Here is a 12,513-nt window from a genome sequence, read left to right on the forward strand (position 1 = left end):
ACGTTTCGGCCAGTTCGAGGGCGCGTTCGTACTCCTTTTGCTCGGTGATGTCAGTAGAGACCCCGATCAGTTTCGTCTGTCCATCTTCCGCAACCAGTTCACCCCGGACGTCGAGCCAAATCTGTTCTCCGTTTGCCTTCTCCGTCCGGTACTGGACCTGATAGTCCCCTCGTTTTTGAGCGTCCGCTCGATGGTTTCCTCAAAAGCTGACAGGTCCGCCGGGTGGACGTGATCGGTAAACGCCGCGTACGTTCCGTCGAACTCTCCCGGTTCGAGGCCGACGAGCCGTTCCATCGAATCGTTCCACCTGATCTCGTCGGTTTCCACGTTCCACTCCCAGACACCTGAATCGCCACTCTGGAGCGCTAGACTGAGGCGGTGTTTGGTCTCGTGTAACTCCTGTTGACGTTCCCGGCGCTCGGTAACGTCGCGGGCGATCACGAGATGCTGGCCGGGGTGATATCGGTCGTGGCTGCGTACTCGATGTACCGATTCTCGCCATCGAGTGTGGTGATCGGAACCGTATTCTGTCGTTCCCCTGCCGTTTTGAAGTCTTGCCATTCTAACTCGGAATCATATTCCTCGGTGAATATCTCTTCGAGTGATCGACCAAGCAACTGTTGCTGACTCGCGCCGTAGAGCTGGCCAGCAGTTTCGTTAGCGTCGATGATCCGCCTGTCGTCGTTGACGAGGAGTATCGCGTCGAACGCACGTTCGAAGGCCGCACGATACCGATCCAGTGGCTGTTCGACTGTCTCCGTCATTCCCTCGCTTCCCGCGGATCTTGGGGTCGCTTCAGACCGTGGGACTGTGATCGTAATCATCGTCTCGTCAGCCGTGACGGAGGTCTCGATCATACCGTCGTGATCAGCCACGATCAAATGGACAAGCCACAGCCCCAGTCCACTCCCGTGGATGAGAGGCGTCTCTTCGCCGGTTTCGAGCACATTCACTTCCGAATCCGGCAGTCCAGGGCCGTCATCAATCACGCGGATATCGAGCGTCTCCGAGGAGAGGGTCGCGGTTACGGAAACGGTCGGCGGGTCGTCACTGTGCTTGGCAGCGTTATCGATCAGTTCCTGGAGTGCACGCTCGAAGGAGGGACGGATAGCCGCCGTGGTCTCGTTGTCATCGTCACTTCGGACCGACACAGCGATCGATGCGGACGGATAGGATTGCTCGGTTTTCGTCACTAACCGTTCTAGGAGTTCCGCGATATCCATCTCCCGACGCTCGAATCGTTTGTCGACGACTTCGTCGAGTTCGCGTGCCTGCTTGGCTACTTCGTGAATGTCATCGATCCGTTCGAGGATCCCCTCCACGTCCGCATCTGTTTCTCGTTCGTCGACGAATTGTTGGATTTGGCCCCGGATAACGGAGATACTGTTCCTGAGATTGTGGCGAAGAACGCGATTGAGAACCGTTCGGATGTTCTGTTGTCTGGTGATTTCTGCCTCCTGACGGTGGCGTCGTATCTCACGTTCGAGAAGGTGCGTGAGAAGTTCGACGAACATAGTCTCCTCGTCGCTGAACGCCTCGCTTCGAGGCTCCGTCGCCACGAACGAGACAGTGCCGTACGGCTCATCCCCGACGACGAGCGTCGTTCCGTGATAACAGGCGATTCCGTGTGCTTGGTAGGCCGGATCATCAGTCGCATTTTGCGACTGGGCGTCGTGGATAGTGACCGGCGACTCACGTTCGATCGTCCGACGACAATACGTCGTTTCGAGATTGAGTGCAGCAGGCAGTACCCGTTCCGCGGTCGAACTGGCGCACACGACTGATTCCCACGTCTTGCTGTCCGTATCGATATACGCCAAATATGCGTCATCGACATTTAGATACGTTTTTCCGAGTTCGAGCGCTTCCCGTGTTTTTTCTTCGAAGGAACCGTCACACTCTAGGACGCGGTAGAGCGCTTGCCGTACGTCCTTCTTTGAATAGGTATTCATAAGTAGTGTGTTTTATCGCCCGTATTCCGGAGCGGGGGGAAATCCAGTCCATTAATCAGACACTTTCGTCCATTATTGAATGATTTTGTCTGTCGGCACGTAGTATGACCCATGAAGTTATAATTCTTATGACGTAGCTTATCGGTGGAGTTCCTTCTTGCGATTTGCTGGTGATTAGCACTAGACGTATTTAATCGTAGTGGAAAGCCCAGCAGATCTCATCACAGGCTTGGCATCATCGGCGATCAAGCCGAATTCGCTGGCTGCTCGTCACCGCGTATCTTTCAGACAGCGGACTCAGCTTGATCTCGACTCTCACGCTCTTTAAGTACATTTAATTAACTCAAAATATAATAGTAAATATAGTTGTCGGTGCTTCTATCGAGGGATTAATCGATCGAAAACGTTCCAGAATTTTACTATCGACGATCTCCGTGACAGGAGCGAACCGGATACATAAGAGTACTCCCGGCAGACCTCATCCCAGGCTCGTCATCATTGACTGTTTTCACAGACTTCCGGGAAAGAGGCCTCACTGCGGAAGAACCTGTTCCAACGACAGACGGTAGCTGTAGTGATTTGTATTATTTACAGATTATTCTAATAGTATACTCAAAATGTACGCCCGGAACACTAACGACCGACCTCATTCCTGGCGGCGTGCCGGGTTGGCCGGGAAACCCTCGTGCCGGGCGGGAGACGCCGAAGGCGTCTCCAGGTGCCGAGACGGTGGTAACCGCCAAGGCGGGTGGCGCGTTAGCGTCACCGAATGCACGAGCGGCGGATGCCGCGAGTGCGGGTGGCCTGTAGGCCACCGACTGCGGAGGCGGCGAAGCCGCCTCGAAATGTCGCGTGCCCGGGTTCGCCGCGCTGTCATCGCACCACTCTGGGTACACTCGGGCGGGGACTAAGGCACGCACGCAGAACTTCTCGCCGTGGACAGTAAAGCGCTTCGTGGTAGTCAGACCGTATACGTCGACTCCTGGAGTTGGACGTACCGATCACCCCGGTACGACCATCGTTTGCGCCGGTAGCGAAGATAGATACCGATTCCTTCCAGGCCTGCCGAAAGGGCCTGGCGCTTGCGTGAGCCGTCGGTCCGTAACATTCGGTTGATGATGGCAAAGTATCGGTCCCAGTCGTTCGGCTCCATGCCACGGACCAGCGCGGCGAAGGTGACGTTCCGGCGGACTTCATCGCCGATGGCTCGTTGCCAGGCGTCGTTGTACTCCGTCATTCGACCCTCTGCGGCGAGTTCGCCCGCGATTTTGCCTGTTCGTATCGCGACGTGATCGCCACCTTCGTGAAACGCCGACGTGGCACCCATCGCACCGCCGACGACGGCGACGTTGGCTGCTGTCGGGGACTCGATCGGTTGCGTCGAGGAGATTGGATACGCCTCCCTCCCGGATTGCTTCCCGCGATCTTCGACGATCGGGAAGTCATCGAGTTCGTATTCGGGGAACTGCTGTTCGAGCAACCGCCGGATGTAGACTCGACCTGGGGGGATAGCGTCGTCCTCGTCGTCCAGGAGGGCATACGCCGCAGGATCGGCCACGTCCTCGATGTCCATCCCGATCGGCATCGTGAGTCCGATGCGAGCGACGCCATCGTCGTTGGGGAAGATCCACGGATACGCGGTGTGACCGGGCATGACTCCCCACCAGAACTCGATGTGGTCGGGATCGAACAGTTCCGCTGGCAGCTGGCGATACTCTTGATAGGCGATGTGGTTGGCCTGATCGGGAGCGAGATGGTCCGTGGCACTCCTTTCAGCCGGTAAGAACTGATCGAGGACGTCCATCGTCACCGTTCGCTGTGGACCATCTGCGAGAACGAGCGCGTCACCCTCGATCTCGGTACCGTCCGCGAGGTGGACCCGATGGGTCGGTGTCGATCCACTGGTGGCCGATTCGACGTTGGTAACGCTCGTCCCGACCCGATAATCCGCACCGGCATCTTCGGCCAGACTCCGGAGCCAGTCGTCGAATCGGGCTCGATCGACCGTAAACCCGAACCCGTCGTAGGACGACCCAATCCGGGTGTTTTCGATCGTCACTGACTCGGAGGGGCCGTGAAACGTCGCACCGTCGAGTTCACGTAACACGACGTCTGCGGGCATGTCTTCAGGATGCTCGCCCATAATGTCGACCCAGTAATCCAAAATACCGGCGGCATCCGTCGAGTCCGGACCGAGCTCGTCCCTATCGGTACGGGGAACCCCCTTCTCTACGAGGACGACATCGGCACCGCTGTTCGCTGCGGCACGGGCCGCCGAAGAACCTGCCGGGCCGCCGCCGACAATCACGACGTCTGTCCGCTCCATACCGCAACCGCGACCTGGCGGGCCTTAAAACTCGTGTCCTGTACTTCCGATGGCACTCGCCGGGCGCGATCGCTGTTTCCGCGTGATCTCCGGCAGCGTGACGCCCTCGGCGAGTCCATCGTGTGCCAACTCGGAGAGGCGCTTTGGCGATACCCCCGCATCAATCGCCTCTCGATAGGCCGTTTCGATCCGGTCGTCGAGCGATCGAATGGCCTCGTTCGTCTCCGCGCCCGTGCGCTCAGGGGTTTCAGTCAGACTCGCTCGAAGAGACACGAGTCGAAACAACGCACGGACCGATCTTGGCATTGCTAGACGCGATAGGCTTCGTTCGACGAGTGCCCGCAATTCGGCGCCCGAAACTGGCTTTTGCAGATACTCGTCGATCTCGAGGTCGGGCAGTGTCTGATCCGGTGCGTTCGCCGTCACCATCCCAATCACGCCGTCGTACTCCCCACCACGAAGCCGGGCCGTAACTGCATCACCACTCACTCCAGGGAGATTTCGATCCAGAAGGACCACAGCGACGTCGTCATCGACAGCGGCCACTGCCGATTCGCCGTCCGCTGCCGTCCGTACGTGATACTCCTCGGCCAACCAGAGTCGATGGAGTGTCCGAACGTCGCTGTCGTCTTCGACAACCAAGACAGTTTCCTGCGTCCCCATACTGGCTCGTACTCTCGGCGGCACCACCGTCAATACCAGTTTCCGTTCGAACCGTTCAAGATCGTTTACTCGGCGGTTTGGGCGTCTTTACGCGCCGTTTTTCGGTAGCCGAGGACTGATCGCGGCACGGGTCGGTTGTATCCCTCGCCACGCTTTTGTCCGTGCCACTGCCTCTGGTCTGTATGCGGCGTTTGATCGCTCACGACGGAGGAACGAGCCGTGACTAGTCCGGATGTCCTCGTGTTACGGGAGAAGCCCCACGGCCTCCCGGGGCAAAAGTATGCGGCGGCGTTGCAAGAGCGCCTCGGGGAGGTCGCGACTGTCCAGGCCGCACAGACGCCAGCTCAAGAACGCGAGGCGATCGCGACGGCCCCGATTGTCTCGGGCGGACACTTCGACGAATCGCTGCTTGCAGACGCTGACGCACTCGACTATTTTGCCTGTATGTATGCCGGATACGACCACCTCCCGCTGGAGGGAATGGCGGAACGCGACATTGCCGTTACGAACGCGGCGGGCGTCCATGGGCCGAACATCGCCGAACACGTTCTGGGCTCGTTTCTGGCCTTTGCCCGCCGGTTCTTCCAGGCCCGTCGCCAGCAACGCAACCACGAGTGGCGAGGGTTTCAGTCCCGCGAGCTCGCGGGCAGTCGGGTCGCCATCGTTGGCATGGGAGCAATCGGACAGGCGATCACCGAACGCCTGCAGGGATTCGACGTGACGACCGTCGGCGTCCGCTACACGCCCGAGAAGGGTGGCCCGACCGACGAAGTGTATGGCTTCGCGGAGATCCACCAGGCCCTCGCTGGCGCGGAATACGTCGCGATCGCCACGCCGCTGACCGAACAGACGCGTGGCCTCATCGGGGCCGAGGAGTTACAGACGCTGCCCCCGTCGGCCGTCCTCGTCAACGTGGCCCGCGGCCCGATCGTCGAGACGGACGCGCTGGTCGATGCGTTGCGGGCCAACCATCTACGCGGGGCGGCACTCGACGTGACCGAGCCAGAACCCCTGCCGAACGATCACCCGCTGTGGGACTTCGAAAACGTGTTTATCACGCCCCATACGTCGGGACACACACCCGACTATTACGAACGACTGGCCGATATCGTGGCACCGAACGTCGAATCGGTCCTACAGGAGAACTCTCCCGAGTCGCTGCGAAACCGCGTCGTTTGAGGTCGCTTGGAGTACTCACGGCAGCTTCTCACGAGCCGATCGAAGCGACGAATCTTCTCGAGACAGCCATTGTTGCGTCCGCGATCGTGGCTTCCGACCGCCCAAGCTTGACGGTTGGGCTCTCCTCCCGAGAGGAGCGGGCTTTGCCCGATCGAAGTAGCGATCGTCCGTCGGCCGTCTTGGAAACGCAACGTTCCTTGTCGTCGAACTCGCAACGATAGTATGCGTGAGTCAAATCGCGAGTGGATTTTCGCCCAGCGTCCCGACGGCGAGCCGGACATGGAAAGTTTCGAACTGCAGGAGAGTGCCGTTCCCGAGCCCAGACACGGTGAACTGCTGGTTCGGGTGCGGTATCTCTCGGTCGATCCGTACATGCGCGGCCGGATGCGCGATACCGAATCGTACGCCGAGCCCTGGGACGTCGGCGAGCCGATGGAAGGGACCGTTGTCGGCGAAGTCATCGAGAGTGAGAGCGAACGCTACGACGAAGGCGACCTCGTGACGGGTAATGGCACGTGGGCTGATTACACGGTGCTGGACGCCGCCGACGTCGCGCCGGTCGATCCGTCGATCGCCGATCTGCCCGCATATCTCGGTGTCCTCGGTATGCCCGGCCGAACGGCCTACTACGGCCTGCTCGAGGTCGGCGATCCCAAGCCGGGCGAGACGGTCGTCGTGTCGGGTGCGGCCGGTGCGGTCGGGTCCGTCGTCGGCCAGATCGCGAAACTGAACGGCTGTCGGGTCGTCGGCTTTGCCGGTTCCGACCGGAAAACCGAGTGGCTTACCGAGGAACTCGGGTTCGACGCCGCGATCAACTACAAAGACGTCGAGGACTACCGAGGAGCACTCGACGACGCCGCGCCCGACGGCGTCGACGTCTACTTCGACAACGTCGGTGGGCCGATCACCGATGCCGTCTTCACGAAACTGAATCTCGACGCACGAGTGGCTGTCTGTGGACAGATCGCCCACTACAACGACGAAGGCGTCCCGACCGGCCCCCGGAAGCTGCCCCAGCTCATTGCGCCCCGGGCTACGGTGCAGGGGCTACTCGTCGGTGACTACGTGACTCGCTTCGAGGAAGCCAGCCAGCAACTCGGGACGTGGGTCGCATCCGGGCAGATCGAGCATCGAGAGAGTATCGTCGACGGACTCGAAAACGCGCCCGATGCGTTCCTCGGGCTGTTTTCGGGCGACAACATCGGCAAGCAGGTCGTCGCCGTCTCGGAATAACCGCGACCTTTTGTCGCGAACGGTTTCCGGCCATTCGCGATTCTTGCCCGAGACTAGGCTCTGGGGACTCAACGGTCGAGTGACTCGACGCGGCACCTGCTCGAAACGCCGACCAAGCGGTCAGGAATTCAGGACGGTCGACTCGTCAGATACCCGTCACGGGCCTCTAGAAGCCAGTACACGATGAGAACACCGAGACCCGCCACGGTCAACACTGTGTCTGTTTCGAGACCTCGGAGTTGCCACTCCGGGCCGAAAAGCCCAAACGCACCGAGTGTGAGCCAGCAACCTAACGCGGCGAGAAATCGCCAGTGAGAACCAACAGCGAGGTCACCTGTCTCACTGCGACGAGCCAGGTAGAGATGGCCGGCGCCCACGCCGACCGCGTAATACCCGACAAGTCCCACGCCCGCAAGCCAGTCCGGCGGTGAGGCTACTGCGATCACAACGAGTAGTGCGAATGCCCCGACGACGGCGGTTCCATAGACGGTATTTTCACGGGAGACCATACTACCTGGTCTCCGGTGGCCGTGAAAACAGTTGCTGTCGCCGGTTAGACGTACCCCTTCTCGGCGAGCAACTCGCCGTTGAGGATGCTCGCGCCGGCCGCCCCGCGGAGGGTGTTGTGGGCAAGCGTGTTGAACTGGACGCCAGCCTCGGTCGTCTGGATGCCACCGACGCTGATCTGCATTCCATCTTCCCGGTTGCGGTCGAGGCGCGGTTGCGGGCGATCGGGCTCCGCGAAGACGTTGATGAGGGGGTCGGGCGAACTGTGGAGCTCCGCCGAGGGGTACTCGGCCATCGCTTCGGCTACCTCCTCGACAGTCACGTCCGCCGAAAGGTCCGCCCAGACGTTTTCTAAGTGGCCGTCGAGCGTCGGGATCCGATTACAGGAGGCAGCCACGTCGGCTTCGAGCCACTCGACTTCGCTGCCATCGAAGGTACCCAGGAGCTTGCGCGATTCGGTTTCCATCTTGTCTTCTTCGCCGCCGATGTGTGGAATCGCGTTGTCGATAATCTCCATCGAGGTGACCCCGGAGTAGCCGGCTCCCGAGACGGCCTGGAGCGTCGAGACGTCGACGCGTTCGACGCCGAAGGCTTCTTCGAGTGCTGCAAGCGGGGGCACCATCGTGATCGTCGAGCAGTTGGGATTCTTCAAGAGTGCCCCGTCCCAGCCGCGCTGCTCGCGTTGGACCTCGATCAGGTCGACGTGTTCCGGGTTCACTTCGGGGATCGTCAGCGGGACGTCCGGATCGGTCCGGAAGTTCGAAGAGTTCGAGGAGACGACGTAGCCCGCCTCGGCAAAGCCCGGCTCGACGTCCTCGCCGACAGCTGAGGGCAACGACGAAAAGAGCAGGTCAACGCCCTCGGGACAGCGTCGGGTTCGGTCGCCCCGACGGTCATCTCGGCGACGTGATCGGGGATCGGCGCGTCGATCCGCCACTTGGCTGCCTCGCGATACGACTTTCCGGCGCTGTCTTCGCTTGCGGTCAGCGCACCAATCTCGAAGTCCGGGTGTGGATCGAGCAACTGGACCAGCCGCTGGCCGACAGCACCCGTCGCACCCAGGATACCGACATCTACAGGCATGACTGGATCTTTGGGTGAGGACCGGTCAAAACTGTTTGGATCGGCAGTTCTCGCGAGCGGAGCAGAGAGATAGTGACCGAGTGATCAGGCTTCGACGCCGCCGGCCTCTTTCCGGGTGACGTAGCCTGCGATGCGGTTGCGAACGCCTTTCGATTCGACGTTCGTCAGTTCCGAGACCAGTTCCTTGTTGTGCTCGAAGTCCGTCGAGAACACTTCCGGATAGCGCTCTCGAAGCGTCGTCGCGGTCTTCTTGACGTAGGCGGGTTTGATTGCCATACCGAGTCGTTACCGAGTCGGCCCCTAAAAGGATTCGAATCGCCCGTCGGTCTCCGGGAGCTCCACGACCTCCCGAAGCCGGTCGAGAGCAGCCAGTTCGCGATCGCCACCGGTTCGCTCGATGACGTCGGCGAAATACGCCAGTCGCGCTGCTAACGGTTCGTCGTCGTATGCGGGGACGTCCAGTCGTGAGGCTGCCACTGTCGCTTCGATCACGGCCGCGTGGCCGCGGTTGATCGTCGGGACGACGCGGTTCTCTGTGCCTGTCTCGACCGGCGTGAGTTGCCAGTCGACCCACTCAGTGCCACCTTCCGTTCCCGTCTCGGCATCTTCGGCTTCGACGTGTGCCCAGGCATCCGCATTGTCGAGGATTGGGTCGTCGAGTTCACGAATCGTCAACGCCGCTTCGACGAAATCGAGGGGGTCTCGAGTGAACTGGATGTAGCCTTCGCCCTCCCGCTCGAAATTCACTCGCGTCCGCGTTTGACCCCAGGTCCGGGCCGTTACCGTCTCCCCGGCATGCAAGCCGAGGGCGGCGACGTTGTACCGTCCGTCCGGGCCGCGCGTCGTCACGATTGACTCGGTGACGCCCCGAACCTCGACGGGCCACGCCTCGCTCATATCTCGGCCCCCCTGGACAGCGCGACGAACAGGCCACCAGCGAGGATATCGGCCGTCGTCCCCGGATTGATGCCGTCGGCGACGAGTTCCTCAGCCAGTTCCGCGGGGTCGACTTGTTCGTCTCGGACGGCCGCCGCCCGCTCGCGGACGGTCGCCGCCACCGCCTCGCCGTGATTGATCGCGACGAATGGGTCCGGTTCGGTCGCGAGCAGGTCGAGGAAGGTCTCTGCCGCGCGGTCGGTAATCGGTCCCTCTCGTCGTTCGATTGCGTCTGCGGCTTCGAAGGTTCGGTCGAACCCGCCGATCCACTCCCGGGCGATGCCGTCCCGGTCGGTCGAGCGGTCCATCACGTCGTACAACGACAGGTCGCGCGCACGCAGTGCCGGGATCGCGTCAGCCCCGCGACGAACGTCCAGTGTGTCCATGTCGTCTGGCGGGTCGGCGACGGCGACATCGACGTGTTCGAATGCCCGATAGAAGCCTTCGGCGTCCACGACGGTCGTCGACTCGCCGATGGCTGTGGCACGCTCTTGGGAGAGCTCGCCCGTCCCAGCCGTCCGCACCAGCGGCGCCAGCAACAACAGCCCACCGAACTGCGTGTTGGTGCCAGCCCCCTCGCTCATGCCCGCAACCGCCCGTTCGAAGGCGACGCCGATCGACGGGCCATCTGGGGTTGCGAGTGCGTCGAGGCCGTCGATTGCACCGACGGCCCCCGCCAGGAAGTGCTCGAACCGGAGGTCGTCGTGATCTCTGTGCCGGTCGACGTTGCCCGGCGTTGGGGTCGTGGCGACTTCCAGCAGCAGGGCGAGGTGGGCCTGCTCGGCGATCGATCGCGTCATCGGCCTCCCTCCATCGGCTCGCCGAACCACGCGTCGGTCGCGTCCCGGACGCGATCGAGGACGACGGGACGATCGCTCGGTCGTCCCACGCTGACGGCGTCGGCCCCGTAGGCCAGATATTCCCGGACCGTCCCACGATCCCGGACGCCGTTGTTGGCGATCACGAACAGGTCCGTCGCGGCGACGATTTCGGCGACGACACCTTCGCTGTCCATCGCGTCGACGTGGATCGCGTCGGCGCCCACCTGTTCGATCTTTCGGGCGATGCCTGGTACGTCGACGCCAGGGACCTCTGTCCGGACTTTCACACTGACGGTCGCCCCTGCTTCCGCGGCGGTCGCGACCTGGGCGGCCAGTCGGTCTGGCTCTCTGAGGAGCGACTGACCCGCGCCGACGTCGCACATTTCGGCTTGGCGGCAGTGAGCGTTGATCTCACAGATCGCGTCGTGGACAGTACAGACGTCGGCAACCCTCCGGAGTGGTTCGAGGGTACGACTCCGGACATTAAGGCCGGGGACGATCGACATATCCGTGACCTCAGCGAGTTGTTGCTCGGCAAAAGCAAGTGGGTCGTCGGGCAAGAACTCCTCGCGATCCCGGTCCTCGACCATCGTCCGGGCAGCCGTTCGCGTCGGCTCGTCGACTGCCAGCCCGCCGAGGACAGCCGCGCCGACGGACGGGGCCGCCGACTTCGCCCATGCGGCGTCCGAGGCCCCACTGAGACTGGCTGCCGCAACGCGCGGCCTAAACGGCAGTGACGGATCGGTCACGACTTCCCCGGTCTCTCCCATCAGGCCACCACCCCCAAGGCTTCCTTTAGGGCACGGGCGACGCGCTCGGAATCGGAGTCGCTGTCGAGCGTCGTGTCCGTTCGCACGGTCGGCCGATCGAGTTCCGTCCCGTCCGCGTCGTCGAGGACGAACGCGTCGGCGAAGGGATAGGCCTCGGCGACGCCGGCGGTACTCGGATCGAACCCCTCGGCGGCCATGAGCTTCGCTGCCGGGCCGGAGAAGACCTGATCTTCGACGAACGGCGAGACGGCGACCACCGGGGTCTCGGCCAGTGCCGCGGCGATTTCGTCGATGGCTGCCATTGGGCCGATGCTCGTGATCGGATTCGCGGGACCGATCACGACAGGCTCATCGAGTGCGTCGAGTACCGCGTCGGTCGCTGTCGCCGCCGCGGCCCCTCGAAACTCGACGGCCTCGACTGCTGGCTTTCCGTCCCGGGCGACCCAGAACTCCTGGAAGTGCATCGTCCGATCGGGCGTGTGGATCAGCGACGCGACGGGATCGTTACTCATCGGGAGGACCTCACGCTCGATCCCGAGGGCATCGCCGAGTATCCGGGTGACGTCCGTCAGTGAGTGCCCTTCGTCGAGGAGGCTCGTCCGCGTGATGTGGAGTGCCCTGTCGCGGTCACCAATGTGCATGAACTCCCCGACTCCCGAGAAGCGACGCCAGCGAGCGATCGACCGACCGGCCGTCTGCCGATCGGCGGAGAGATACCGTGGTCCGCGATCCAGCTCGGCCTCGGCTGCAAGCGAGTGGAGGAACTCGTGGGTTTCTGCGGTGTCGTCGTCGATACCCCACCACGTCGTTCGATCGAGTATTCCGCCTTCGAGGAACAGTACCGTGTCGACGTCGGGACAGACCAGAAACCCGCCGATCTCGATGTCGTCGCCCGTGTTCGCGACGACTGTCGTCTCGACGGGTGAAAAAACTGCTTCAGCGCCGGCAAGGAGTTTGGGGGTTCCAGTCCCCCCAGCGAGAAACGTAGCCATAGCGCCCGATAGGGTAGTCGCTGCCGTAAATCGCACGCCCGTCTCGTCCAA

General features: G+C 62.0%; 12 protein-coding genes and 1 pseudogene. 2 read left to right on the forward strand and 11 right to left on the reverse strand.

Annotation, left to right across the window (positions count from 1 at the left end):
• Positions 1 to 66: 66 nt before the first annotated feature.
• The 4 genes from Hrd1104_RS04165 to Hrd1104_RS04180 all read right to left on the reverse strand — a co-directional run bounded on the left by Hrd1104_RS04165 (position 67) and on the right by Hrd1104_RS04180 (position 4,941).
• Complete coding sequence (locus Hrd1104_RS04165; RefSeq protein WP_195837629.1) at positions 67 to 441, reverse strand: PAS domain-containing protein; 375 nt, start codon at positions 439 to 441, stop codon at positions 67 to 69.
• Positions 438 to 1,952 carry an ATP-binding protein gene (locus Hrd1104_RS04170; RefSeq protein ID WP_154551568.1) on the reverse strand — a complete coding sequence of 505 codons (1,515 nt, stop codon included), beginning with the start codon at positions 1,950 to 1,952 and terminating at the stop codon, positions 438 to 440. Before Hrd1104_RS04170 ends, Hrd1104_RS04165 begins: the two co-directional genes overlap by 4 nt.
• Before the next feature lie 961 nt (positions 1,953 to 2,913).
• Positions 2,914 to 4,278, reverse strand: coding sequence for an NAD(P)/FAD-dependent oxidoreductase (locus tag Hrd1104_RS04175; protein WP_154551569.1), 1,365 nt, complete (start codon positions 4,276 to 4,278; stop codon positions 2,914 to 2,916).
• Positions 4,279 to 4,302: 24 nt separating this feature from the next.
• Entirely contained in the window at positions 4,303 to 4,941 is a 639-nt protein-coding gene (locus tag Hrd1104_RS04180) for a response regulator (protein ID WP_154551570.1), read from the reverse strand.
• A 219-nt stretch (positions 4,942 to 5,160) separates the two neighbouring features.
• Between Hrd1104_RS04180 and Hrd1104_RS04185 the strand changes: the two genes are divergently transcribed.
• Both Hrd1104_RS04185 and Hrd1104_RS04190 read left to right on the forward strand, forming a co-directional pair.
• Complete coding sequence (locus tag Hrd1104_RS04185; RefSeq protein WP_154551571.1) at positions 5,161 to 6,120, forward strand: D-2-hydroxyacid dehydrogenase; 960 nt, start codon at positions 5,161 to 5,163, stop codon at positions 6,118 to 6,120.
• 222 nt (positions 6,121 to 6,342) lie between these two features.
• Positions 6,343 to 7,353: an NADP-dependent oxidoreductase gene (locus Hrd1104_RS04190; RefSeq protein WP_154551572.1), complete on the forward strand. Its 1,011-nt coding sequence runs from the start codon at positions 6,343 to 6,345 to the stop codon at positions 7,351 to 7,353.
• Positions 7,354 to 7,481: 128 nt separating this feature from the next.
• Here the strand turns inward: Hrd1104_RS04190 and Hrd1104_RS04195 are convergent, their stop codons facing one another.
• The 7 genes and pseudogenes from Hrd1104_RS04195 to cofD form a co-directional block, all read right to left on the reverse strand.
• Complete coding sequence (locus Hrd1104_RS04195; RefSeq protein WP_154551573.1) at positions 7,482 to 7,862, reverse strand: hypothetical protein; 381 nt, start codon at positions 7,860 to 7,862, stop codon at positions 7,482 to 7,484.
• A 44-nt stretch (positions 7,863 to 7,906) separates the two neighbouring features.
• Positions 7,907 to 8,943: pseudogene (gene asd / locus Hrd1104_RS04200) on the reverse strand (aspartate-semialdehyde dehydrogenase).
• A gap of 84 nt (positions 8,944 to 9,027) precedes the next feature.
• The gene (locus Hrd1104_RS04205) at positions 9,028 to 9,219 is read right to left on the reverse strand and encodes a 30S ribosomal protein S17e (RefSeq protein WP_154551574.1); all 192 of its coding nucleotides are present in this window, start codon (positions 9,217 to 9,219) and stop codon (positions 9,028 to 9,030) included.
• A 24-nt stretch (positions 9,220 to 9,243) separates the two neighbouring features.
• Complete coding sequence (locus tag Hrd1104_RS04210) at positions 9,244 to 9,840, reverse strand: DUF447 domain-containing protein (protein WP_154551575.1); 597 nt, start codon at positions 9,838 to 9,840, stop codon at positions 9,244 to 9,246.
• The gene (locus tag Hrd1104_RS04215) at positions 9,837 to 10,679 is read right to left on the reverse strand and encodes a triphosphoribosyl-dephospho-CoA synthase (RefSeq protein ID WP_154551576.1); all 843 of its coding nucleotides are present in this window, start codon (positions 10,677 to 10,679) and stop codon (positions 9,837 to 9,839) included. Before Hrd1104_RS04215 ends, Hrd1104_RS04210 begins: the two co-directional genes overlap by 4 nt.
• Positions 10,676 to 11,470: a tRNA-dihydrouridine synthase gene (locus Hrd1104_RS04220; RefSeq protein WP_154551577.1), complete on the reverse strand. Its 795-nt coding sequence runs from the start codon at positions 11,468 to 11,470 to the stop codon at positions 10,676 to 10,678. The genes Hrd1104_RS04215 and Hrd1104_RS04220 overlap by 4 nt, the downstream gene beginning before the upstream one ends.
• Positions 11,470 to 12,462 carry a 2-phospho-L-lactate transferase gene (gene cofD / locus Hrd1104_RS04225; protein ID WP_154551578.1) on the reverse strand — a complete coding sequence of 331 codons (993 nt, stop codon included), beginning with the start codon at positions 12,460 to 12,462 and terminating at the stop codon, positions 11,470 to 11,472. Before cofD ends, Hrd1104_RS04220 begins: the two co-directional genes overlap by 1 nt.
• Positions 12,463 to 12,513: the final 51 nt, after the last annotated feature.

Source organism: Halorhabdus sp. CBA1104 (genome assembly GCF_009690625.1).
GTDB lineage: Archaea > Halobacteriota > Halobacteria > Halobacteriales > Haloarculaceae > Halorhabdus.